This window comes from Flavobacterium acetivorans (genome assembly GCF_020911885.1).
GTDB lineage: Bacteria > Bacteroidota > Bacteroidia > Flavobacteriales > Flavobacteriaceae > Flavobacterium > Flavobacterium acetivorans.
Map to the genome: position 1 here is coordinate 407,208 of NZ_CP087132.1, position 23,654 is coordinate 430,861.

Sequence of the window (23,654 nt, forward strand, 5' to 3'; positions counted from 1 at the left end):
ACTATTGCCAAACGCCAAAACAAGCTTACACTATTTTCAGAAAGGTTTTTTTTAGAATTTTAAAAAACAAAATAACATGAGAACAATTGACAACTCAAACAATCCTATTGATTTTGATGAAATTATAGCATTATTAAGCAAAACATCTTTCTCATTAGAAAACCCAAACGACCTAGATCCTTTAATGGATTACATAGGCGATGCCAAATATGTATTGCTTGGCGAAGCCTCTCACGGAACCCATGAATATTATACATGGAGAGCTAAAATAACGCAACGCCTCATTAAAGAAAAAGGGTTTTCGTTTGTTGCAGTCGAAGGAGATTGGCCGGATTGTTATCGATTAAATCGCTACGCAAAAGGATATTTAGATTCTGGTAAAGACATCTTTAGCGTTATGGACGAATTTAAACGATGGCCAACATGGATGTGGGCCAATTGGGAAACCGCCGCCTTCATTGATTGGCTAAAAAACCATAACGAAAATCTTCAAGTAGAGAAAAAAATTGGATTTTACGGCTTAGATGTATATAGTTTTAGAGATTCAATGAATTCTATAATTCAATACTTAGAAAAAAACGACCCAAAAACCCTAAAAACAGCTCTAAAAGCAATAAAATGCTTTGAACCTTACGGTGAAGACGAAGGACAATCCTACGCAAGAGCTTCTGCTCTTGTACCTGAATTATGCGAAAAGGAGATTTTGAATCTACTTATGGAAATAATAAAAAATATACCAAATTACAATTCGGATGCTGAAAACGCAATGAGCACGAAACAAAATGCATTCGTTGCAAGAAATGCCGAAAAATATTACCGTGCCATGATAAAAAGAGGTGCTGCCTCCTGGAATATTCGGGACGAGCATATGGTTTCCACAACCGAGCGGTTGATGAAATTTCATGGAAAAGAAGCAAAAACAATCATTTGGGAGCATAATACCCATATTGGCGATGCGCGTGCAACCGACATGGCTGCTGAAGGAATGGTAAATGTAGGACAATTACTGAGAGAACAGTATTCTAGCGAAGGCGTAATTGCCGTAGGATTTGGTTCGTATAAAGGAAGCGTGATTGCCGGCCGTGAATGGAGAGATTCTATCCGAAAAATAAAGGTTCCGGAAGCTGAACAAGGAAGTTGGGAGCAGCTTTTCCATATTGCAAGTAAAGGTTCGAATAAATTATTATTAATGAACAAGCTTAGAGAAGAAAAAAGTCTTTCATCGAGCATAGGGCATCGTGCAATAGGTGTAGTTTACAATCCGGAACACGAAAGATTCGGTAATTATGTACCCACAATTATACCCAAAAGATACGATGCTTTTATTTTTCTTGATACGACCAATGCATTACACCCAATACACATCCAACCCCAAGGAAATCAAATTCCAGAAACCTACCCTTTTGGAATGTAAATTAATATTTATCAATAAAAAAAGGATTGACTTTTACAAAGTCAATCCCTAAATATCATAAACTTTCCAGTTATGTTTAGGATCATTACCTAAATAACTATTACCCTTTTATATTCTCAATAAATTGATCAAATAAGTAAGAGGAGTCATGTGGTCCAGGACTTGCTTCCGGATGGTATTGAACAGAGAAACAATTTTTGTTTTTCATTCTCATACCCGCAACAGTACCGTCATTAAGATGAAGATGTGTGATCTCTAAATCAGGATGATTGTCTAGTTCTTCTTTATTTACTGCAAAACCATGATTCTGCGATGTGATTTCCCCTTTTCCAGAAATTATATTTTTCACCGGATGGTTAATCCCTCTATGCCCGTTGAACATTTTATAAGTAGATACTCCATTTGCCAAACCAATTACTTGATGCCCTAAACAGATACCAAATAAGGGTTTATTGTTTGCTAAGATTTCTTTTGCCACTTCAATTGCGCTTGAAAGCGGTTCTGGATCTCCAGGTCCATTAGACAAGAAAAAACCATCCGGATTAAAAGAGTCCATTTCTTGATAAGTGGCATCAAAAGGAAAAACTTTAATATAACAATCTCTTTTGGCTAGATTACGAAGTATATTAGTTTTAATACCTAAATCTAAAGCTGATATTTTATATGTTGCATCCTCATTCCCGAAGAAGTAAGGTTCTTTAGTTGAAACTTTTGAAGCTAGTTCCAATCCTTTCATATCCGGAACATTTGCTAATGCCGCTTTTAAATCTTCTACTGATGTTCCATCGGTACAAATAACCGCATTCATAGCTCCGTTATCGCGAATATAACTCACTAATGCTCTAGTATCAACATCGGATATGCAAATCAGATTATGCTTTATAAAATAATCCTCTAAACTTCCAGAAGCATCTTCTCTTGAATAATTGAAACTGAAGTTTTTACAAACCAAGCCTGAGATTTTAATCCCATCAGATTCTACTTCCTTTTCATTTACTCCATAATTACCAATGTGCGTATTTGTTGCCACCATAATTTGACCAAAATAAGAAGGATCGGTAAAAATCTCCTGATATCCCGTCATACCGGTATTGAAACAAACTTCACCAAAAGTAGTTCCGCTGATTCCTATCGATTTTCCGTGAAAAATTGTTCCATCACTTAGTAAAAGTATGGCACTTTGTCGTGTTGTATATTTCATGTATAGTTAAATATTGTGCAAATTTAATTCATTAATATAATGGATGCAAACTTTTAATTTTTATTATAAATAAAAGTATTAATCAGCAGGAGCTACATACCATTCCTTTTTGATATTTTGCTCCAAAAAAATCAAAAAAAAAGGATAAACTATTAATAGTTTATCCTTAATTCTTATTGAATGATTATTCTCATAACTATTCAGCAGCGTCTGTAGTAGTTTCAGTTTCAGCAACTGGAGCCTCAGTAGCTTCATCAGCTTTCTTAGCTTTTCCACCACGACGGCTTTTTGCTTTTTTAACTTCTTTTTTACCGCCATTGTAAAGTTCATTGAAATCTACCAATTCGATCATTGCCATATCAGCATTATCTCCTAAACGATTTCCAACTTTAATAATACGAGTGTATCCACCTGGACGATCTCCTACTTTAGCAGCTACATCTCTGAACAAGTCAGTTACAGCATATTTACTACGTAAGTAAGCAAAAACGATACGACGATTGTGAGTCGTATCATTTTTAGATTTTGTTATAAGCGGCTCAACAAATTGTTTAAGTGCTTTTGCTTTAGCAACAGTAGTGTTAATACGTTTGTGCTCGATAAGAGAACAAGCCATATTAGCCAACATAGATTTTCTATGTGCAGTCTGTCTGCTTAAGTGATTGAATTTTTTTCCGTGTCTCATGACGTGTTTTTTTATACTTTCATCTTGATACTATCCATTTTGGAGATCAAAATATGAAGTAATTTATTCTTTATCTAGTTTGTATTTTGCTAAATCCATACCGAAGTTCAAATTTTTAATAGCTACAAGTTCATCTAGCTCAGTTAAAGATTTTTTACCGAAATTACGGAATTTCATTAGGTCATTTTTATTGAACGATACTAAATCACCAAGTGTATCAACTTCAGCCGCTTTCAAACAATTTAATGCTCTTACAGACAAATCCATATCAACAAGCTTAGTTTTAAGCAATTGTCTCATGTGTAATGATTCCTCATCATACGATTCTGTTTGTGCGATTTCATCAGCCTCGAGTGTAATCCTTTCGTCAGAGAATAACATGAAATGGTGAATTAAAACTTTAGCAGCTTCAGTAAGAGCGTCTTTAGGATTGATGGATCCATCAGTTTTTATTTCAAAAACTAATTTTTCATAATCTGTTTTTTGCTCTACACGGAAGTTTTCAATGGCGTATTTTACGTTCTTTACCGGAGTAAAAATAGAATCCGTAAAAATAGTTCCAATTGCAGCATTTTGTTTTTTGTTCTCCTCAGCAGGAACATATCCTCTACCTTTTTCGATTGTTAAATCGATATTCAGTTTGATTTTACTGTCTAAATTACAGATCACAAGTTCTGGATTCAAAACTTGGAAACCTGAAAGGAATTTTTGAAAATCACCAGCTGTTAATTGATCTTTTCCAGAAATAGAAACAGTAACTGCTTCGCTATCTATATCTTCAATTTGACGTTTGAAACGTACTTGTTTAAGATTAAGAATGATTTCGGTAACATCTTCAACAACTCCTGAAATAGTAGAAAACTCATGATCTACACCTTCTATGCGAACAGATGTAATTGCATAACCTTCTAATGCTGAAAGCAAAACTCTTCTAAGTGCATTACCAACAGTCAATCCATAACCCGGTTCTAAAGGTCTAAATTCAAATTTACCTTCAAAATCGGTTGAATCGATCATGATAACTTTATCGGGCTTCTGAAAATTAAATATTGCCATAAATTTCGACTAAGTCAATTATTATTTGTTGTACAACTCTACGATTAATTGTTCTTTAATGTTTTCTGGAATTTGAAGTCTAGCTGGTACAGTAACAAAAGTACCCTCTTTAACGTCATTATTCCAAGTAATCCATTCATAAACATGACTTGAATTAGATAAAGAACGTTCGATAGCTTCTAATGACTTAGATTTTTCACGAACTGCAACTTTATCACCAGGTTTAAGGTGGTAAGAAGCAATATTTACAACATCGCCATTTACGGTAATATGTCTGTGAGAAACAAGCTGTCTAGCACCTCTTCTAGAAGGAGCAATACCCATTCTAAAAACAACGTTATCTAATCTTGCTTCACATAATTGTAAAAGAACCTCACCAGTAACACCTTTAGTAGCTGATGCTTTTTTAAATAAACCTCTGAATTGTTTTTCTAAAATTCCATAAGAATATTTAGCTTTTTGCTTTTCCATTAACTGGATTGCATATTCAGATTTTTTACCTCTTTTTTTAGCCATCCCGTGTTGTCCAGGTGGATAATTTCTTTTTTCGAAAGCTTTGTCATCTCCGAAAATTGCCTCGCCAAATTTACGAGCAATTCTAGTTTTTGGACCAGTATATCTTGCCATTTCTATGAATTAATTAAGGTAGAGATTATGAATTCAGGTCAAATCCTTCGATAATCGTTATTCTACCTAGTTATACTTAAATTAAATTATTAAACTCTACGTCTTTTTGGAGGACGACATCCGTTGTGAGGCATTGGAGTAACGTCGATAATTTCAGTCACTTCAATTCCACCATTATGCAAAGAACGAATCGCAGACTCACGTCCGTTTCCTGGTCCTTTTACATAAACCTTAACTTTTTTCAATCCAGCTTCAAGAGCTACTTTACTACAATCTTCTGCTGCCATTTGAGCTGCGTATGGAGTATTCTTTTTAGAACCTCTAAAACCCATCTTACCAGCTGAAGACCAAGAAATAACTTCACCTTTTTTGTTTGTCAAAGAAATGATGATGTTATTGAAGGTAGCAGAAATATGAGCTTCTCCCGTTGATTCAACGATAACTTTACGTTTTTTTGCAGTTGCTTTAGCCATATTACTTATTATTTAGTTGCTTTTTTCTTGTTAGCAACAGTTTTTCTTTTACCTTTTCTAGTTCTAGAGTTATTCTTAGTTCTTTGTCCTCTTAAAGGAAGACCAGTTCTATGACGAATACCTCTGTAACATCCAATATCCATTAAACGTTTGATGTTTAAAGAAACTTCAGAACGCAATTCTCCTTCAATTTTAAAAACTCCAACAGCTTCACGAATTGCTCCGATCTCGTCATCATTCCAGTCTTGAACTTTTTTGTCTTGGCTAACTTGAGCTTTATCTAAAATCTCAATAGCTCTACTTTTTCCTAATCCAAAGATATAGGTAAGTGCTATAACACCTCTCTTATTTTTCGGGATATCAACCCCTGCTATTCTTGCCATAATTATCCTTGTCTTTGTTTAAATCTAGGATTCTTTTTGTTTATAACGTACAATCTCCCTTTTCTACGCACAATAATGCACTCGGGACTTCTCTTTTTTACTGATGCTCTAACTTTCATTGTGAATATCCTTTAATATCTATAAGTAATTCTTGCTTTTGACAAATCATAAGGACTCATCTCTAGTTTCACTTTATCACCAGGTAATAATTTGATGTAATGCATACGCATTTTACCAGAAATATGAGCAATTACAATATGTCCGTTTTCTAACTCCACACGGAACATAGCATTTGATAATGCTTCAATTATGGATCCGTCTTGTTCTATTGCTGATTGTTTTGCCATAAAATTAAGCTACTGCTTTTCTATTTTTACCACTTTTCATTAAACCATCATAATGTTTGTTTAACAAATATGAATTAATTTGCTGAATTGTATCTATAGCGACACCAACCATAATTATTAATGAGGTACCTCCAAAAAACATTGCCCAAGATTGTTGAACATCCATAAGACTTACAATAATCGCTGGGAACACAGCTATTAAAGCTAGAAATAAAGATCCTGGGAAAGTAATCAAAGACATCACTTTATCAAGAAAATCAGAAGTTTCTACTCCTGGTCTAACACCTGGAATAAATCCTCCGCTTCTTTTCAAATCATCAGACATCTTATTAGTAGGAACGGTAATCGCAGTATAAAAGTAAGTAAATACAACTATTAAAGTTGCAAAAACAAGATTATACCAAAACCCGAACATATTACTAAAAGCACCAACAATAGATTGTGAAGCATCTGACTTTGATAAACCAGCTAATGCAGCAGGAATAAACATAATTGCCTGAGCAAAAATAATAGGCATAACACCAGAAGCATTAAGCTTCAACGGAATCCATTGTCTATTCCCCCCCATCATATCTTGTTCAAAATCACCTGATGTTGTACGACGAGCGTACTGAACTGGTATTTTTCGTATTGCCATAGTCAATAAAACACAGGCAATAATAACCAAAAGCCATATAATAATCTCGATAACCAATAACATTGGTCCACCGTTGTTATTTGTAACTCTTGTTGTAAATTCTTGTATAAATGCTTGAGGAAATCTTGCAAGTATACCTACCATAATCAAAAGCGATATACCATTTCCAATTCCTTTATCAGTTATCTTTTCTCCCAACCACATGGCAAAAATAGTACCTGTAACTAAGATAATTACTGAAGAAAATAAGAATTCAAAAGAATTAAACCCTAATAAAAATGCACTACCAGGTAAAGTTCTATATAGATTATAGATATAAGTTGGACCTTGAACTAAAGTAATTACAATAGTTAACCAACGTGTAATCTGATTAATCTTTTTTCTACCGCTTTCTCCATCATTTTGAAGTTTTTGCAAATAAGGAATAGCAATTCCCATAAGCTGAACCACAATAGATGCCGAAATGTAAGGCATAATTCCTAAGGCAAAAACTGACGCTTGAGAAAATGCTCCACCAGTAAACATATCTAAGATGGATCCGATACCACTTTGGGTTTGGCCAGCTAGATTAGCTAATTGTGTTGCATCGATACCCGGAAGCGTAACATGTGCTCCAAATCGATAAACTAAAAGCAGACCTAATGTGATTAGGATTCTGTTTTTTAGTTCCTCGATTTTCCAAACATTACTTATTGATTCAATAAATTTCTTCATAAATTGAAAAATTATATTGTTACAGCCTCTCCACCAGCAGCTTCAATAGCAGCTTTTGCAGTAGCAGTAAATTTGTGAGCAGTTACTTTTAATTTCGCAGTCAATTCTCCTCTTCCTAAAATCTTAACGATTTCATTTTTAGTAGCCAAACGGTTAGCAACAAAAACTGTCATATCAACAGTATCTGTAATCTGACCATTATCCACTAATAATTGAAGTGTATCAAGATTAACACCTTCGTATTCTTTACGATTGATGTTTGTAAAACCAAACTTAGGTACACGTCTTTGAAGTGGCATTTGTCCACCTTCAAAACCAATCTTTTTAGAATAACCAGAACGAGATTTTGCTCCTTTGTGTCCACGTGCAGCGGTACCACCTTTTCCAGAACCTTCTCCTCTACCTAATCTTTTATTTTGATTGTGCGTTGACCCTTCAGCTGGTTGTAAGTTACTTAAATTCATAACAGTATGTGTTATTTAGCTTCTTCAACAGAAACTAAGTGTTTAACTTTGTTTATCATCCCAAGGATTGCAGGGTTTGAGTCATGCTCTACAACCTGACCCATTTTACGTAGACCTAAAGCCTCTAATCCTCTTTTTTGATCAAGTGGACAGTTGATTTTACTTCTAACTTGTTTTACTAATAATTTAGCCATAATTTCCTTGAATTAACCTTTAAAAACTTTCTCTAAAGATACTCCTCTTTGTTTTGCAACAGTGTGAGCACTTCTCATTTGTAATAAAGCATCAAAAGTTGCTTTCACTACGTTGTGAGGATTTGATGATCCTTGAGATTTAGATAATACATCGTGAATACCTACTGACTCAAGAACTGAACGAACAGCTCCACCAGCAATAACTCCTGTACCATGAGACGCAGGAATTAAAAACACACGTGCACCACCAAATTTTCCTTTTTGTTCGTGAGGAACTGATTGTCCGTTCAAAGGAATTTTTACTAAATTTTTCTTTGCATCTTCTACTGCTTTCGCAATTGCTTCAGAAACGTCTTTAGATTTTCCTAATCCATGACCAACAACACCATTTTCATCACCTACAACTACAATAGCAGAAAAACCGAAAGCTCTACCCCCTTTTGTAACTTTAGTAACACGATTCACACTCACCAAACGATCTTTTAATTCAAGACCACTTGGTTTTACTAACTCTACATTCTTGTATTTATTAGACATAATATATTAGAATTTAAGTCCAGCCGCTCTTGCGCCTTCCGCTAATGATTTAATACGACCGTGATACAAATAACCTCCTCTATCGAAAGTTACCACATCTATCCCAGCTTTTAACGCTTTCTCTGCAACAAGTTTTCCAACAGCTGCAGCGATTTCCACGTTCGTACCTTTACCTATCTCTTTTTCTCTTGAAGAAGCAGCTAATATAGTAACTCCATTTACATCATCAATAAGTTGAGCGTAAATTTCTTTGTTACTTCTAAATACAGACAGTCTTGGATTAGCAGCAGTACCGCTAATTGTTTTTCTGATTCTGAATCTAATTCTCTGTCTTCTTTCAGGTTTTGTTAATGACATAATCTTATTTTTTAAGCTGATTTACCTGCTTTTCTTCTTAATACTTCACCTACAAATTTAACACCTTTTCCTTTGTAAGGTTCTGGCTTACGGAAACCTCTAATTTTTGCCGCAACCTGACCTAAAAGTTGTTTATCAAACGATGTTAACTTAACAATTGGGTTTTTACCTTTTTCAGATATCGTTTCTAAAGTTACTTCTGGAGCAATTTCTAAAACAATATTATGAGAAAATCCAAGCGCTAAATCTAATTTTTGTCCTTGATTAGAAGCTCTATAACCTACTCCTACCAATTCTAAAGATTTTGTAAAGCCATCAGTTACACCAACAATCATATTATTGATTAAAGATCTGTACAAACCGTGTTTTGCTCTTTGGTCTTTGTGATCAGACGATCTGTCTACTTGAACCTGACCGTCTTCAACTGTTACAGTAACGTCCGAAAACTCCTGTGTAAGTTGACCATTTTTTCCTTTTACTGTAATAATACCGTCTTTAACTTCTACAGTTACACCAGCAGGGATTACAATTGGATTTTTACCTATTCTTGACATCTTATAGTCTTTTTATTAGTATACGTAACAAATTACTTCTCCACCAACGTTAAGTTGTTTGGCTTTCTTTCCAGTCATCAAACCTTTTGATGTAGAAACAATAGCAATTCCTAATCCGTTAAGGATTCTTGGAATAGAAGCAGAACTTGAATATTTACGCAAACCTGGTTTACTAATTCTTTGGATATCTTTAATTACTGACTCTTTAGTATCTTTATCATACTTCAAAGCAATTTTGATTGAACCCTGAACAGCGTTGTCTTCAAATTTGTAACTTAAGATATAACCTTGATCAAATAAGATCTTAGTTATTTCTTTTTTTAGATTAGATGCAGGAATTTCGACAACTTTGTGGTTTGCTGCCACAGCGTTTCTAACTCTTGTTAAATAATCTGCAATAGGATCTGTATACATATGTATTAATTTGCGGTTATGGTTTTCATAGGATACTCATCCTATGAACCTTTAACCAATTTATAAATGTGTTTGTATTGACGTAACTAAGTTACTGTCTACCAAGATGCTTTTTTAACACCTGGGATTAATCCGTTATTTGCCATTTCACGAAATGTTACACGTGAAATACCAAATTGACGCATATAACCTCTAGGTCTACCCGTCAATTTACAACGATTGTGCAAACGAACAGGAGAAGCGTTTTTCGGTAATTTTTGCAAACCTACGAAATCTCCAGCTTCTAACAAAGCTTTTCTTTTCTCAGCATACTTAGCTACCGTTTTTTCTCTCTTAACCTCACGGGCTTTCATTGATTCTTTAGCCATATCTTAATTCTTTTTAAAAGGTAAACCTAATTCAGCCAATAGTGATTTTGCTTCTTTATCTGTCTTAGCAGTAGTAACAAAAGTTATATCCATACCTGATATTTTGTTTACTTTATCAATATCAATTTCTGGGAAAATGATTTGCTCCAAAACACCAAGGTTATAGTTTCCTCTTCCATCAAAACCAGTAGCTTTGATTCCGCTGAAATCTCTTACGCGTGGTAAAGCAGAAGTGATAAGCCTATCTAAAAACTCATACATTCTTTCTCCACGCAAAGTAACTTTTGCTCCAATAGGCATTCCTTTTCTCAATTTGAAAGACGCAACGTCTTTCTTAGAGATTGTAGAAACTGCTTTTTGACCAGTAATTTTTGTCAATTCATCAACTGCATAGTCAATCAATTTTTTATCAGAAACTGCTGCTCCAACTCCACGGCTCAAAACGATTTTTTCCAATTTTGGAACTTCCATTACGTTTATGTATCCGTACTCCTCTTTAAGAGCAGAGATAACTCTACTCTTATATTCCTCTTTTAGTCTAGGTATATACGCCATTACTATAGTACTTGATTAGATTTTTTTGAAAATCTTACTTTCTTATCTCCTTCAACTCTAATTCCAACTCTAGTTGCTTCCTTAGTTTTAGGATCAATTAAAGATATGTTAGAAATTTGTATAGAAGCTTCTTTTTTTACGATACCACCTTGAGGGCTTTTCGCACTAGGTTTCGTATGTTTAGAAACCATGTTTACACCTTCAACAATCGCTTTGTTTTTCTCACGGTCAACACGTAAAACTTTACCTTCGGCACCTTTATGGTCTCCTGCAATAACTCTTACGATATCTCCTGTTTTTATTTTTAGCTTTATCATCTTATAACGAATTAAAGCACTTCTGGTGCTAATGATACAATTTTCATGAATTGTTTTTCACGAAGTTCTCTTGCTACCGGACCAAAAACACGAGTTCCTCTCATTTCTCCTGCAGCATTCAAAAGAACACATGCATTATCATCGAAACGGATATAAGAACCATCAGCTCTTCTCACTTCTTTTTTGGTACGCACAACAACTGCAGTTGAAACAGCTCCTTTTTTAACGCTTCCGTTAGGAGTTGTATCTTTTATAGATACTACAATCTTGTCACCAACAGAGGCATACCTTCTTTTGGTACCTCCTAAAACACGGATAGTTAAAACTTCTTTAGCTCCTGTGTTATCTGCTACTTTTAGTCTTGATTCTTGTTGTACCATAATTATTTAGCTCTTTCTAGGATTTCAACTAATCTCCAACATTTTGATTTACTTAAAGGACGCGTTTCGCTAATTCTTACAGTATCTCCAATGTTACAGTCGTTTGTTTCGTCATGTGCAACAAATTTCTTTGTTTTCAACACGAACTTACCGTATAATGGGTGTTTTACTTTAGTAACTTGTGCAACAACAATGGACTTATCCATTTTGTTTGACGTTACAACACCAATTCTCTCTTTTCTTAAATTTCTTTTTTCTTCCATCTTTCAGCAGATTACAATTATTGCAATTCTCTTTTAGTTAGCTCTGTAGCCAATCTTGCAACTGTTCTTCTTACACTTCTAATTTGAAGTGGATTCTCAATTGGAGATATTGCATGAGCCATTTTTAGGTCAGCATATGTTTTCTTAGTCTGGCTAAGCTTTTCTTGCAACTCCGCTGCAGAAAGATCTTTTATTTCTGATTGTTTCATAATATAATATAGATTATGCTTCGAAATCTCTAGCAACAACGAATTTAGTTTTTACTGGAAGCTTTTGAGCTGCAAGACGTAACGCCTCTTTAGCAACTGACAAAGGAACTCCTCCAACTTCAAACATAATTCTTCCGGGTTTAACAACGGCAGCCCAATACTCAACTGCTCCTTTACCTTTACCCATACGTACCTCAAGAGGTTTCTTAGTAATTGGTTTGTCTGGAAATATTTTGATCCATAATTGTCCCTCTCTTTTCATGAAACGAGTTGCAGCGATACGCGCTGCCTCTATTTGACGAGAAGTTAAAAACATTCCATCTTCATGTACAGATTTAATACCAAACATTCCATTAGAAAGTTCATGCCCTCTATTAGAGTTCCCTTTCATTTTACCTTTTTGTACCTTACGGTATTTTGTTCTTTTAGGCTGTAACATTTTTCTTTAATTTAAAAATTACTTTCTTTTACGAGCGTCTGGTTTTCCACCTTTATTAAAGTTAGATTTGCCACGAGGAGCATCTCCACCTTTTCCGCCAGATTGTTTCTTATCCATTCCAGCAAGCGGAGAAAGATCTCTCTTTCCGTAAACTTCACCTTTCATGATCCACACTTTGATACCCATTCTACCATAAGTAGTATGCGCCTCAGCTAATGCATAATCAATATCGGCTCTGAAAGTTGATAGAGGAATCCTTCCTTCTTTGAAACCTTCTGAACGTGCCATCTCAGCTCCATTCAAACGACCAGAAATTAAAACTTTGATACCTTCAGCGTTCATACGCATAGAAGCAGCAATAGCCATTTTAATTGCACGTCTGTAAGAAATTCTGCTTTCAATTTGACGACAGATACTTGTTGCAACTAAATAAGCATCAAGTTCAGGTCTTTTGATTTCAAAGATGTTGATTTGAACCTCTTTGTCAGTAATTTTCTTAAGTTCTTCTTTTAACTTGTCTACCTCTTGTCCACCTTTTCCGATAATGATACCAGGTCTAGCAGTAGTGATAGTAACGGTTACAAGTTTCAAAGTTCTCTCGATGATTACTTTAGATACACTAGCTTTTGATAAACGAGCATGGATATACTTTCTGATTTTGTGATCTTCGGCAAGTTTATCACCATAATCATTTCCACCATACCAGTTTGAGTCCCATCCTCTGATGATACCAAGTCTATTTCCAATTGGATTTGTCTTTTGTCCCATCTTGTATTAAATTGCTTGTGTGTTATTAATAGATCCCAACACGATTGTTACGTGATTAGAACGTTTTCTAATTCTGTGTGCACGACCTTGTGGAGCTGGACGAAGTCTTTTCAACATCATTCCACCATCTACTCTGATCTCCTTAACAAATAAACCAGCTTCTTCTAAACTAGCTTCACTATTTTTTTGCTCCCAGTTGTTGATTGCAGATAATAATAGTTTTTCTAATTTTCTTGAAGCTTCTTTAGAACTAAATCTCAAGATGTTAAGTGCTCTTTCTACCTTCTGACCTCTTACCAAGTCCGCTACTAAGCGCATTTTTCTAGGTGAAGTAGGGCAGTTATTCAATTTTGCGAAAGCAATAGACTTATTAGCCTCTTTTCTCGCATCTGCTGTTTCTCTTTTACGAACTCCCATTGCTTCTTATTTTTTACCTTTATTTTTTGCTCCAGCATGACCTCTAAAAGATCTAGTTGGTGAAAATTCTCCTAATTTGTGACCCACCATGTTTTCTGTTACGTAAACTGGTACAAATTGACGACCGTTATGAACTGCGATAGTTTGTCCAACAAAGTCTGGAGTAATCATAGAAGCTCTAGACCAAGTCTTAACCACTCCTTTATTTCCACCTGCGATGTTTTCTTCAACTTTCTTTTCTAACTTATAATGAACGAAAGGTCCTTTTTTTAATGAACGTGCCATATCTTATTATTTCTTTCTACGTTCTACGATATACTTATTACTCGGGTTTTTCTTAGAACGAGTTCTATAACCTTTAGCTGGTATTCCATTTCTTGAACGTGGATGTCCACCAGAAGAACGTCCTTCACCACCACCCATTGGATGATCGACAGGGTTCATTGCAACAGGTCTTGTTCTAGGTCTTCTACCTAACCATCTTGTTCTACCTGCTTTTCCAGATACAACTAATTGGTGGTCAGAATTAGATACAGCTCCAATAGTAGCAGAACAAGTTAACAAGATCAATCTTGTTTCACCAGAAGGCATTTTAATTGTAGCATATTTTCCATCTCTTGCCATTAATTGAGCAAATGTTCCAGCAGAACGAGCGATTACCGCACCTTGACCTGGACGCAACTCAATACAAGAAATAACAGTTCCCAAAGGAATTCTGCTTAAAGGCAATGTATTACCAATTTCAGGTTGAGATTCTGGACCAGAAACTAATTTCTGACCAACTTTCAATCCGTTTTGAGCAATAATATAAGTTTTCTCACCATCAGCATAAGCCAATAGAGCGATAAACGCAGTACGATTTGGATCGTATTCAATAGATTTCACAGTAGCAGGAATTCCATCCTTTGTACGTTTGAAATCAATAATACGATATCTCTGCTTGTGACCACCACCCGTATAACGCATGGTCATCTTTCCTTGACTATTTCTACCTCCAGAGTTTTTTATCGGCGCTATCAAAGAGCGTTCCGGCTTATCAGTTGTAATGGCGTCATAACCATTCACAACTCTAAATCGCTGACCTGGGGTAATAGGTTTTAATTTTCTTACTGACATCTTTCTATCTTAGATTTTGTTGTAAAAATCAATTGTTTCTCCTTCTTGTACTTGAACAATTGCTTTTTTGATTGCATTCGTCTTTCCACTGATCAAACCACTTTTAGTGTATTTTGTAGTTCTATCCGGTCTTACGTTCATCGTGTTAACACTCAAAATAGTTACTCCATAAGCAGCTTCAACAGCTTTCTTAATCTCAACTTTATTTGCTTTTTTGTTAACTACGAATCCGAAGCGGTTTAAAACTTCACTTTCTTTGGTTACTTTTTCCGTTACTATAGGTTTAATTATGATGCTCATATCCTATTATTTACTTAAATTTTCTTCAATTACTTCCAAAGAACTCTCCAAAAGCACTAAATTATTAGCATTTAATATAGCATAAGTGCTTAATTCTAAGCTACTTACAACATTAGATGCCTTTAAATTGCGTGACGACAAATATACATTTTTATTAACATCGCCCAACACAAATAGTGATTTTTTATTTTCTAACTCTAAAGCTTTCAAAACGTTAATGAAATTTTTAGTGTTTGGAGTTTCAAAATTAAAGTCTTCAAGAACGATAATGTTTGATTCTTTTGCTTTTATAGAGAAAGCAGATTTTCTAGCCAAACGTTTCAAGTTTTTATTCAATTTAAATGAATAACTTCTTGGTCTTGGTCCAAAAACTGTTCCACCACCTTTAAACAAAGGGTTTTTTGCAGACCCCGCACGAGCAGTACCTGTTCCTTTTTGTTTTTTAATCTTACGTGTACTTCCCGCTACTTCAGCTCTTTCTTTAGCCTTGTGCGTTCCTTGTCTTTGATTAGCAAGATATTGCTTAACATCAAGATATACAGCGTGATTGTTTGGTTCAATTGCGAATACTGAATCAGAAAGTTGTACTTTTCTTCCAGTATCTTTTCCGTTGAAATCTAATACTTTTACTTCCATTACTTCTGAATGATTACATAAGAGTTGTTATGACCAGGAACACATCCTTTTATAACAAGTAGATTCTTTTCAGCAACTACTTTTAAAACTCTAAGGTTTTGAACTTTTACATTATCTCCTCCCATACGTCCAGCCATACGCATTCCTTTGAATACTCTAGATGGATAAGAAGAAGCTCCTACAGAACCCGGCGCTCTCAAACGGTTGTGCTGACCATGAGTTGCTTGTCCAACACCACCAAAACCGTGACGTTTAACAACCCCTTGAAAACCTTTACCTTTAGATACACCTTGTACATCTACAAATTCTCCTTCAGCAAAAATAGAAACATCAATAAGATCTCCTAATTTTTGTTCAGTTGCAAAATCTTGGAATTCAACGACTTTTTTCTTAGCAACAGTTCCCGCTTTTTCAAAGTGACCTAAAGCCGCTTTTGTGGAATGTTTCTCGTTTTTGTCATCGAAACCAAGTTGCAACGCTTCATACCCGTCAACACCTTTGGTTCTGACTTGGGTAACAACGCATGGTCCAGCTTCGATTACTGTACAAGGAATATTCTTCCCGTTCTCGTCGAAAATACTAGTCATGCCGATTTTTCTACCAATTAACCCAGACATAAATATTAATTATTAATTATTAAATATAAAAATAGAACACATCATTTAAGTGAACCCCATTTTTAAAGTGGTGCAAAAGTATAACTTATTTACACACAATCCAAAAAAAGTTTCCACTTAAACAAAGTGCCCTTTTTACTCTTAAGTAAATCCTTAAACTTTGATCTCTACTTCAACTCCACTAGGCAATTCTAATTTCATTAAAGCATCAATAGTTTTAGATGAAGATGAATAAATATCAATCAATCTCTTGTATGACATTACTTCAAATTGCTCTCTCGCTTTTTTGTTAACGTGAGGAGAACGTAGTACTGTAAAAAGTTTTTTGTGAGTTGGTAATGGAATTGGACCTGTTACAACCGCACCAGTAGTTTTTACTGTTTTCACGATCTTTTCAGCAGACTTATCTACCAACATGTGATCGTAAGATTTTAATTTTATTCTGATTTTTTGACTCATTTTCTTAAAGATTAAGCGTTTCCTTTTGCTTTTTTGATTACTGCTTCTGAAATATTAGAAGGAGTTTCCGCATAGTGTGAAAATTCCATTGTAGAAGTTGCTCTACCAGACGAAAGTGTTCTTAATGTGGTAACATAACCAAACATTTCCGATAAAGGCACATCTGCTTTAATAGTTTTCGCACCATTTCTATCACCCATATCATTCACCTGACCTCTACGACGGTTAATATCACCTACGATATCTCCCATGTTTTCTTCTGGTGTAATAACTTCCATTTTCATGATTGGCTCAAGGATAACAGCTCCTGCAGCTTTAGCGACTTCTCTATACCCCATTCTTGCTGCTAATTCAAAAGAAAGAGCATCAGAATCCACAGGGTGGAAAGATCCGTCAGTCAAAGTTACTTTCAAACTATCCACTTGGTATCCTGCCAAAGGACCCGTTTTCATAGCTTCACGGAAACCTTTTTCTACAGATGGAATATATTCCTTAGGAACGTTACCACCTTTAACAGCATTAACAAACTGCAATCCTACAGGAACTTTACCATCAACCTCGTCAGCTGGCTCAAGTGTAAATACGATATCACCGAATTTACCACGACCTCCTGATTGTTTTTTGTATGTTTCTCTATGCGTAGCAGATCTTGTAAAAGCTTCTTTGTATTCAACTTGAGGCTCACCTTGGTTTACTTCCACTCTAAATTCACGTTTCATACGGTCAACTAATATATCTAAGTGAAGCTCACCCATACCTGAGATAATCGTTTGACCCGAAGCCTCATCTGTTCTAACAGTAAATGTAGGATCTTCTTCAGCTAATTTAGCCAAAGCCATACCCATTTTATCTACGTCAGCTTTAGTTTTAGGCTCAATCGCAATACCAATTACTGGCGCAGGGAATTTCATACTTTCTAAGATAATTGGGTGTTTTTCATCACACATAGTATCCCCAGTCTTGATATCCTTAAATCCTACTGCCGCAGCAATATCTCCAGCCTCGATATATTCGATTGGATTTTGCTTGTTAGCGTGCATCTGATAAATACGAGAAATTCTTTCTTTATTACCTGAACGCGTATTCAATATATAAGAACCCGCATCTAAACGACCTGAATAAGCACGGAAGAAAGCTAAACGACCAACAAATGGATCAGTAGCAATCTTAAATGCCAAAGCAGCAAACGGCTCCTTAACATCTGGCTTACGCAAAATCTTTCTTTGATCTTCCTCTAATAACTCAGCATCATCAGGGTGAATCCCTTCAATACCTTCTTTATCCATTGGAGACGGCAAGTACTTACATACTGCATCTAACATGAATTGAACTCCTTTATTTTTAAAAGAAGAACCACAAAGCATAGGAATAATAGCCATATCAATAGTAGCCGCTCTCAACGCTTTATTAATCTCCTCTTCAGTAATAGAGCTTTCATCCTCCATGTACTTATCTAAAAGATTCTCATCGTAATCAGCAACCGCCTCAATAAGCGTTGAACGATACTCTTTTACATCAGCAAGCATATCCTCAGGGATAGGCACAATATCAAAAGTAGCTCCTTGAGTTTCATCATGCCAAATAATAGCCTGATTTTTTACCAAATCAACCACACCTTTGAAATCATTCTCCTCACCAATCGGCAAAGTGATCGCAACAGCATTAGACTTCAACATATCTCTAACTTGTTGACATACATTCAAAAAGTTAGAACCTTGACGGTCCATTTTATTCACAAACCCCATACGAGGCACTCTATACTGATCTGCAAGTCTCCAGTTAGTTTCAGATTGAGGCTCAACACCATCAACAGCACTAAACAAGAAAACCAACCCATCAAGTACACGTAATGAACGATTTACCTCTACAGTAAAATCAACGTGACCTGGGGTATCAATAATATTAAAGTGGTACGGTTTTGATTCCGGCAACACTTTACCTTGCTCAGTTGGAAAATTCCACTCACAAGTAGTAGCAGCAGATGTAATAGTAATACCTCTTTCCGCTTCTTGTTCCATCCAGTCCATTGTAGAAGCACCATTATGTACTTCCCCAAGCTTATGTGTCTTACCAGTATAAAAAAGAATACGCTCTGTTGTTGTTGTTTTACCAGCATCAATATGAGCAGCAATTCCTATATTTCTTGTATATTTTAAATCTCTAGCCATTTCTTTATGAATTAAAATCTAAAGTGAGAGAACGCTTTATTAGCCTCTGCCATTTTGTGAGTATCCATTCTTTTCTTAACAGCCGCTCCTTCTTCTTTAGCCGCAGCTAAACACTCTGAAGCCAACCTTTGAGCCATAGATTTTTCATTTCTTCTTCTAGAATAAAGTATCAACCACTTCATTGCCATAGAAATCTTACGGTCTGGTCTAATTTGCATCGGAATTTGAAATGTAGCTCCACCTACTCTACGACTACGTACTTCTACGTGAGGCATAACATTAGTTAAAGCATCTTTCCATATTTCTAATGATGGTTTTTCTGCATCTTGCTTTTTAGCCTCTATAATGTCAATTGCATCATAAAAAACTTTAAAAGCTGTTGATTTCTTACCGTCCCACATTAAGTTATTCACAAAACGCGTTACCAACTGGTCATTAAACCTTGGATCTGGTAAAAGTGGTCTTTTCTTTGCCGCTCTTTTTCTCATGTCTTTTTTTTAATAAAAAGTTACAGGTCATCCGTTAAATGTTATACGTTTTCAACTTTCGAATCCAACTACTAACTCCTAACCTCTAACTGTTAACATTTTTAAATTACTTTTTTGCTTCTTTTGGGCGCTTAGCACCATACTTAGATCTCCTTTGCGTTCTTCCTGCTACTCCTGACGTATCAAGCGCACCACGAACGATGTGATACCTAACTCCTGGTAAATCTTTTACCCTTCCACCCCTAACTAATACTATCGAGTGCTCTTGTAAATTGTGTCCTTCTCCAGGGATGTAAGCATTCACTTCATTACCATTTGTCAAACGTACACGCGCTACTTTACGCATTGCAGAGTTTGGTTTTTTTGGTGTTGTAGTGTAAACACGCGTACAAACCCCTCTTCTTTGAGGACAAGAATCTAAAGCAACCGATTTACTCTTCTTAGTCATCTGAGTTCTTCCTGTTCTTACTAATTGTTGAATTGTTGGCATAATTAATACTAAAAATTTATTATGTATATTTAATTCCCGCTTTTTACGGGGTTGCAAATGTATAAATTATTTTTTACCCCACAAACGTTAATCTATTAATTTTCAACAAGGTTGTTTATTTTTTCATTTTTAACCCCCACAACAACACAACCTAAACAACAATTCCAAAAACCAATTGCCTAAAATTAAACATACCAAACAACAGTAGTTCATTCAAAAATTAAAAACAAAACCAACAACTAATTAAAAGGTTAAAAAAAAGTTAATAAAAAAATCAAAACAAAACACACGAAACAAAAATCTAAAAAAAAACAACACCAGTAAAAGCATACTATTTTAACATAAAAAAAACACTTAAACAAGAAATAACATTAAATTACAACATTAGTCATTACTATTGTTATAATGTTAAATTTTAAATGCACACATAAAAAACATTCCAAACATTAGGAATATTAACAAATTATTAAGAAGTTTGTTAAACTAATTCAAAATAATTAAAAATGAAACTAAAGTTCAATGGAATCTTAGTACTGCTTTTAGTACTAATAGCGCAACTAACCTTTGCGCAAGAGAGAACCGTGACAGGTGTTGTTTCCGACAATGCAGGAATGCCATTACCTGGCGTTAGCGTACTCGTTAAAGGAACAAAAACGGGAACGCAAACTGATTTTGACGGAAAGTACACCATCAAGGCGTCACCGAGTCAAGTATTAATTTTTAGCTACATTGGAATGAAAACCCAAGAAGTAGCAGCAGCTTCAACAAGCCTTAACATAAAACTAAAAGATGACTCACAAGTTCTTGAAGAAGTTGTAGTAACAGCTCTAGGAGTTCAAAGACAAAAGAAAACACTTACCTATCAGGCAGAAAAAATTGAGTCAAAGGAATTGCTTAAAGCCGACCCAACAAGATCGGCTAGTGCATTGGCCGGTAAAGTTGCAGGTTTGCAAATTAACGTTCAGGATAACGGCGTTGACCCTTCTTCGCAAATTATTTTAAGAGGCCTAAGGTCTATCAGCCAAAGCAACTCCGCCTTAATAGTAATTGATGGTTCTATTTCTACACAAGGGGCTTTTGATGATTTAAACCCTCGAGACATAGAAAGTTTAAACGTTTTAAAGGGTGCTACTGCAGCTGCGCTTTATGGCTCGTTAGCAGGTAATGGTGCCATTATTGTGGAAACCAAAAAAGGAAAAATAGGAGAATCCTTCACAGTTGGATTAAACTCAACCACTACAATTGAAAATGTTGCCTATATGCCTGAATTCCAAAGTGAATATGGAACTGGTTGGCAAGGCGCTTATGACAATATTGAAAACACAAACTGGGGACCACGTTTTGACGGACAAGTTCGCCAAATTGGACCTATATTTGCTGATGGCACTTTTCAAGCGGTGCCTTATGCTCCAGTAAAAAACAACTTGAAAGATTTTTTTCAAACTGGAACTACTGTCCAAAACACAATATCTTTTAGTGGTGGTGATGAATCAAGTACCTTCTTTATGTCTATTGGAGACCAAAGAACCAAGGGTATTGTGCATAGGGATGAATACAAAAGAAATACTTTCCGTGTGAATGCCACAAAAAAAATAGGTAATTTAAAATTAGGATTAACTTCTAACTTTTTAAAAGATAAAACAAGCGTAGTTGGGAATACCATAGGTAACCAAGACAGACCCTTGTACTGGTTTATACTTAATACAGCTTCCAATATACCTTTAGCGTCATATAAAGATTGGAGAAATGATTTATATTCTTCACCTGACGGCTATTTTAATGGTTATTACGAAAATCCTTGGTGGGCAATTGACAATAACAGAAATGATAACCAAACATCTAGGTTAACAGCAAACATCTCCGCAGCATATGATTTTAATAAATGGTTAAATTTCACCGCTAGAGCTGGTGTCAATACAACATCTGGAATCGGAAAAAATTGGAGATCAAGACAAGTTTATGACAAAACGCTACAACCGGCAGCTAATGACATCTCTTCTTTTGTTGAAGACAGGGAGTTTCAATCATTATCATATACAACAGATGCGCTGTTAAGCGCCAAATTGGATATTACAAGTGACATAGATTTCATTGGACTTCTAGGGGCTTCGACTTCTAGTATTAGCAATAGAGATAGTTTTATTAGAGCAAATAATTTAAGTATTCCTGATTTTTATGATGTTTCTAACGGAACTGGACAACCAGAAATTAATGTTGCTGAATCAAACAAAAAGACTTTTGGTTATTTTGCTGATTTAACGTTTGGATTTAAAAAGTTTATCTATTTAAATCTTCAAGGCCGCTATGACTATACATCTACATTACCCGAAGCAGACAATAGTTATTTTTACCCAGCGGCAGGTTTATCATTTGTTATAACTGAAGCTTTTCCTTCATTGAAAGACAGCAGCTTATCTTTTGGTAAATTGACATTCAGCAACTCTACAGTTTATAATGACTTAGGAGCTTATCAAATAAACGAAACTTTCTCACAATCAAATGGCTTTCCTTTTGGAAGTTTGAATGGATTTTCACAAAGTGGAACAGCTGTAGATTCCAATATTTCTAAAGAAAAAATTAACACCTCAGAAATTGGGGCAAATCTAGCCTTCTTCAAAAACAGATTAAGAATTGATGCCTCTTACTTTATAACTAAATCTACCAATTTAATTACATTTACCACACCATCTGTATCTTCAGGCGCTACCAATTACTTAACCAATATTGGAGAAATTGAAGGTAAAGGTATTGAATTGACTATAGGAGGAACTGTTTTAAAATCTAATGATTTTAGCTGGGATTTAAATGTGAATTATTCAAAAAATGAAGCCGTTGTAAAATCAATTACAGAAGGCGTAGATGAAATTACAGTCACTAGTAATGGAACATATGGAGTTTTTGCTGTTGTTGGGGAAGCATTCCCGCAAATTAAAGCGAGTTCTTATGTCAGAGATCCACAAGGTAACGTGGTAATTGATGCTGCAAGTGGAAATCCTTTAGTTGGAAGTTTAAAAAACTTGGGGAAAACTACCCCAGATTATATTGTTGGCTTAACTTCTTCTATCAATTATAAAAATTGGAATTTATCAACTACTATGGACTATAGAACTGGCCATGTTTACTACGAACAAGGTTCAGATGTAATGGAGTTTACAGGTAGATCCATTGAATCTGTTTCATCAAATAGACAAGATTTTGTATTCCCTAATTCTGTAATAGAAACCAGTCCTGGAGTATTTGTACCAAACACTAATATTCCTGTCACTGATGGTCGTCAAGATTTTTGGACAAATACCTATAATGAGATTAAAGAAAACTACGTAAAAGATGCAACTGCATTTAAAATCAGAGAGGTGGCTTTAAATTATGATTTACCAAAAAACTATTTAGCCAAAACAGCTCTTAAATCTTTAAGAATTGGTTTTGTTGGCAGAAACATATTAACGCTGTTACCAAAAGAAAATCGTTTCTCGGATCCTGAGTTTAACAACACTAATTCTAATGCTATTGGTGTTGGAGGATATTTTCAGTCACCACCTACAAGATCATTCGGTGTCAGTATTAATGCAGAATTTTAAAAAATAATCTAATTATGAAAAATATTTTA

35 protein-coding genes are annotated in these 23,654 nt (G+C 35.2%); 2 read left to right on the forward strand and 33 right to left on the reverse strand.

From position 1 onward, the window contains the following. The first annotated feature begins 76 nt into the window (after nt 1-76). Nucleotides 77-1,414 carry an erythromycin esterase family protein gene (locus LNP19_RS01780; RefSeq protein ID WP_230063088.1) on the forward strand — a complete coding sequence of 446 codons (1,338 nt, stop codon included), beginning with the start codon at nt 77-79 and terminating at the stop codon, nt 1,412-1,414. A gap of 100 nt (nt 1,415-1,514) precedes the next feature. On the opposite strand, the gene carA is transcribed toward LNP19_RS01780, so the two are convergent. The 33 genes from carA to rpsL all read right to left on the reverse strand — a co-directional run bounded on the left by carA (nt 1,515) and on the right by rpsL (nt 20,047). Then, nucleotides 1,515-2,615: a glutamine-hydrolyzing carbamoyl-phosphate synthase small subunit gene (carA, locus tag LNP19_RS01785; protein WP_230063089.1), complete on the reverse strand. Its 1,101-nt coding sequence runs from the start codon at nt 2,613-2,615 to the stop codon at nt 1,515-1,517. A 196-nt stretch (nt 2,616-2,811) separates the two neighbouring features. Beyond that, nucleotides 2,812-3,300, reverse strand: coding sequence for a 50S ribosomal protein L17 (gene rplQ, locus LNP19_RS01790; RefSeq protein ID WP_072945370.1), 489 nt, complete (start codon nt 3,298-3,300; stop codon nt 2,812-2,814). A gap of 63 nt (nt 3,301-3,363) precedes the next feature. Beyond that, entirely contained in the window at nt 3,364-4,356 is a 993-nt protein-coding gene (locus tag LNP19_RS01795; RefSeq protein ID WP_230063090.1) for a DNA-directed RNA polymerase subunit alpha, read from the reverse strand. A 21-nt stretch (nt 4,357-4,377) separates the two neighbouring features. Next, nucleotides 4,378-4,983, reverse strand: coding sequence for a 30S ribosomal protein S4 (rpsD, locus tag LNP19_RS01800; RefSeq protein WP_072945374.1), 606 nt, complete (start codon nt 4,981-4,983; stop codon nt 4,378-4,380). Nucleotides 4,984-5,072: 89 nt separating this feature from the next. Further along, entirely contained in the window at nt 5,073-5,456 is a 384-nt protein-coding gene (gene rpsK / locus LNP19_RS01805) for a 30S ribosomal protein S11 (protein ID WP_024981527.1), read from the reverse strand. Nucleotides 5,457-5,464: 8 nt separating this feature from the next. Further along, nucleotides 5,465-5,839: a 30S ribosomal protein S13 gene (gene rpsM / locus LNP19_RS01810; RefSeq protein ID WP_230063091.1), complete on the reverse strand. Its 375-nt coding sequence runs from the start codon at nt 5,837-5,839 to the stop codon at nt 5,465-5,467. A 2-nt stretch (nt 5,840-5,841) separates the two neighbouring features. After that, on the reverse strand, nt 5,842-5,958 hold the full coding sequence (ykgO, locus tag LNP19_RS01815) for a type B 50S ribosomal protein L36 (RefSeq protein ID WP_072945378.1): 117 nt from the start codon (nt 5,956-5,958) through the stop codon (nt 5,842-5,844). Between the two features lie 12 nt (nt 5,959-5,970). After that, complete coding sequence (infA, locus tag LNP19_RS01820; RefSeq protein WP_007136545.1) at nt 5,971-6,186, reverse strand: translation initiation factor IF-1; 216 nt, start codon at nt 6,184-6,186, stop codon at nt 5,971-5,973. Between the two features lie 4 nt (nt 6,187-6,190). Continuing rightward, a complete protein-coding gene (gene secY / locus LNP19_RS01825) occupies nt 6,191-7,537 on the reverse strand; it encodes a preprotein translocase subunit SecY (protein WP_230063092.1) in 1,347 nt (448 codons plus the stop codon). Between the two features lie 11 nt (nt 7,538-7,548). After that, a complete protein-coding gene (gene rplO, locus LNP19_RS01830) occupies nt 7,549-8,001 on the reverse strand; it encodes a 50S ribosomal protein L15 (RefSeq protein ID WP_230063093.1) in 453 nt (150 codons plus the stop codon). Nucleotides 8,002-8,012: 11 nt separating this feature from the next. Continuing rightward, nucleotides 8,013-8,195, reverse strand: coding sequence for a 50S ribosomal protein L30 (gene rpmD, locus LNP19_RS01835; RefSeq protein WP_026707002.1), 183 nt, complete (start codon nt 8,193-8,195; stop codon nt 8,013-8,015). 12 nt (nt 8,196-8,207) lie between these two features. Next, on the reverse strand, nt 8,208-8,732 hold the full coding sequence (gene rpsE / locus LNP19_RS01840; RefSeq protein ID WP_072945384.1) for a 30S ribosomal protein S5: 525 nt from the start codon (nt 8,730-8,732) through the stop codon (nt 8,208-8,210). Between the two features lie 6 nt (nt 8,733-8,738). Continuing rightward, a complete protein-coding gene (gene rplR, locus LNP19_RS01845; RefSeq protein ID WP_230063094.1) occupies nt 8,739-9,089 on the reverse strand; it encodes a 50S ribosomal protein L18 in 351 nt (116 codons plus the stop codon). Between the two features lie 11 nt (nt 9,090-9,100). Beyond that, complete coding sequence (rplF, locus tag LNP19_RS01850; protein ID WP_072945387.1) at nt 9,101-9,643, reverse strand: 50S ribosomal protein L6; 543 nt, start codon at nt 9,641-9,643, stop codon at nt 9,101-9,103. Nucleotides 9,644-9,658: 15 nt separating this feature from the next. Beyond that, entirely contained in the window at nt 9,659-10,057 is a 399-nt protein-coding gene (rpsH, locus tag LNP19_RS01855; protein WP_072945389.1) for a 30S ribosomal protein S8, read from the reverse strand. A gap of 98 nt (nt 10,058-10,155) precedes the next feature. Beyond that, entirely contained in the window at nt 10,156-10,425 is a 270-nt protein-coding gene (gene rpsN / locus LNP19_RS01860) for a 30S ribosomal protein S14 (RefSeq protein ID WP_026707007.1), read from the reverse strand. A gap of 3 nt (nt 10,426-10,428) precedes the next feature. Continuing rightward, nucleotides 10,429-10,980 carry a 50S ribosomal protein L5 gene (gene rplE / locus LNP19_RS01865; RefSeq protein WP_230063095.1) on the reverse strand — a complete coding sequence of 184 codons (552 nt, stop codon included), beginning with the start codon at nt 10,978-10,980 and terminating at the stop codon, nt 10,429-10,431. Nucleotides 10,981-10,982: 2 nt separating this feature from the next. Continuing rightward, nucleotides 10,983-11,297 (reverse strand): 50S ribosomal protein L24, encoded by a 315-nt coding sequence (gene rplX, locus LNP19_RS01870; RefSeq protein WP_072945392.1) that lies wholly within the window; start codon nt 11,295-11,297, stop codon nt 10,983-10,985. 11 nt (nt 11,298-11,308) lie between these two features. Continuing rightward, nucleotides 11,309-11,677: a 50S ribosomal protein L14 gene (gene rplN, locus LNP19_RS01875; RefSeq protein ID WP_072945394.1), complete on the reverse strand. Its 369-nt coding sequence runs from the start codon at nt 11,675-11,677 to the stop codon at nt 11,309-11,311. 2 nt (nt 11,678-11,679) lie between these two features. Continuing rightward, nucleotides 11,680-11,940, reverse strand: a complete 261-nt coding sequence (gene rpsQ, locus LNP19_RS01880; RefSeq protein ID WP_026706247.1) for a 30S ribosomal protein S17 — start codon at nt 11,938-11,940, stop codon at nt 11,680-11,682. A gap of 17 nt (nt 11,941-11,957) precedes the next feature. Then, the gene (rpmC, locus tag LNP19_RS01885) at nt 11,958-12,149 is read right to left on the reverse strand and encodes a 50S ribosomal protein L29 (protein WP_047774317.1); all 192 of its coding nucleotides are present in this window, start codon (nt 12,147-12,149) and stop codon (nt 11,958-11,960) included. 13 nt (nt 12,150-12,162) lie between these two features. Further along, complete coding sequence (gene rplP, locus LNP19_RS01890) at nt 12,163-12,588, reverse strand: 50S ribosomal protein L16 (RefSeq protein WP_066313233.1); 426 nt, start codon at nt 12,586-12,588, stop codon at nt 12,163-12,165. Nucleotides 12,589-12,606: 18 nt separating this feature from the next. Next, complete coding sequence (gene rpsC / locus LNP19_RS01895) at nt 12,607-13,356, reverse strand: 30S ribosomal protein S3 (RefSeq protein WP_230063096.1); 750 nt, start codon at nt 13,354-13,356, stop codon at nt 12,607-12,609. Nucleotides 13,357-13,362: 6 nt separating this feature from the next. Further along, on the reverse strand, nt 13,363-13,773 hold the full coding sequence (gene rplV, locus LNP19_RS01900) for a 50S ribosomal protein L22 (protein WP_072945399.1): 411 nt from the start codon (nt 13,771-13,773) through the stop codon (nt 13,363-13,365). Between the two features lie 6 nt (nt 13,774-13,779). Continuing rightward, the gene (gene rpsS / locus LNP19_RS01905) at nt 13,780-14,058 is read right to left on the reverse strand and encodes a 30S ribosomal protein S19 (protein WP_024981511.1); all 279 of its coding nucleotides are present in this window, start codon (nt 14,056-14,058) and stop codon (nt 13,780-13,782) included. Nucleotides 14,059-14,064: 6 nt separating this feature from the next. After that, on the reverse strand, nt 14,065-14,889 hold the full coding sequence (rplB, locus tag LNP19_RS01910; protein WP_173967238.1) for a 50S ribosomal protein L2: 825 nt from the start codon (nt 14,887-14,889) through the stop codon (nt 14,065-14,067). A gap of 9 nt (nt 14,890-14,898) precedes the next feature. Further along, nucleotides 14,899-15,189, reverse strand: coding sequence for a 50S ribosomal protein L23 (gene rplW / locus LNP19_RS01915; protein ID WP_230063097.1), 291 nt, complete (start codon nt 15,187-15,189; stop codon nt 14,899-14,901). Nucleotides 15,190-15,195: 6 nt separating this feature from the next. After that, the gene (rplD, locus tag LNP19_RS01920; protein WP_230063098.1) at nt 15,196-15,825 is read right to left on the reverse strand and encodes a 50S ribosomal protein L4; all 630 of its coding nucleotides are present in this window, start codon (nt 15,823-15,825) and stop codon (nt 15,196-15,198) included. Then, nucleotides 15,825-16,442, reverse strand: coding sequence for a 50S ribosomal protein L3 (gene rplC / locus LNP19_RS01925; RefSeq protein WP_230063099.1), 618 nt, complete (start codon nt 16,440-16,442; stop codon nt 15,825-15,827). Before rplC ends, rplD begins: the two co-directional genes overlap by 1 nt. Before the next feature lie 153 nt (nt 16,443-16,595). Then, on the reverse strand, nt 16,596-16,901 hold the full coding sequence (gene rpsJ / locus LNP19_RS01930) for a 30S ribosomal protein S10 (RefSeq protein WP_007803605.1): 306 nt from the start codon (nt 16,899-16,901) through the stop codon (nt 16,596-16,598). An 11-nt stretch (nt 16,902-16,912) separates the two neighbouring features. Further along, the gene (fusA, locus tag LNP19_RS01935; RefSeq protein ID WP_230063100.1) at nt 16,913-19,069 is read right to left on the reverse strand and encodes an elongation factor G; all 2,157 of its coding nucleotides are present in this window, start codon (nt 19,067-19,069) and stop codon (nt 16,913-16,915) included. A gap of 11 nt (nt 19,070-19,080) precedes the next feature. Next, the gene (gene rpsG, locus LNP19_RS01940) at nt 19,081-19,557 is read right to left on the reverse strand and encodes a 30S ribosomal protein S7 (protein WP_026707019.1); all 477 of its coding nucleotides are present in this window, start codon (nt 19,555-19,557) and stop codon (nt 19,081-19,083) included. 106 nt (nt 19,558-19,663) lie between these two features. Further along, complete coding sequence (rpsL, locus tag LNP19_RS01945; RefSeq protein ID WP_022828353.1) at nt 19,664-20,047, reverse strand: 30S ribosomal protein S12; 384 nt, start codon at nt 20,045-20,047, stop codon at nt 19,664-19,666. A 503-nt stretch (nt 20,048-20,550) separates the two neighbouring features. Here rpsL and LNP19_RS01950 point away from each other — a divergent pair. Beyond that, the gene (locus tag LNP19_RS01950) at nt 20,551-23,625 is read left to right on the forward strand and encodes a SusC/RagA family TonB-linked outer membrane protein (RefSeq protein WP_230063101.1); all 3,075 of its coding nucleotides are present in this window, start codon (nt 20,551-20,553) and stop codon (nt 23,623-23,625) included. Nucleotides 23,626-23,654: the final 29 nt, after the last annotated feature.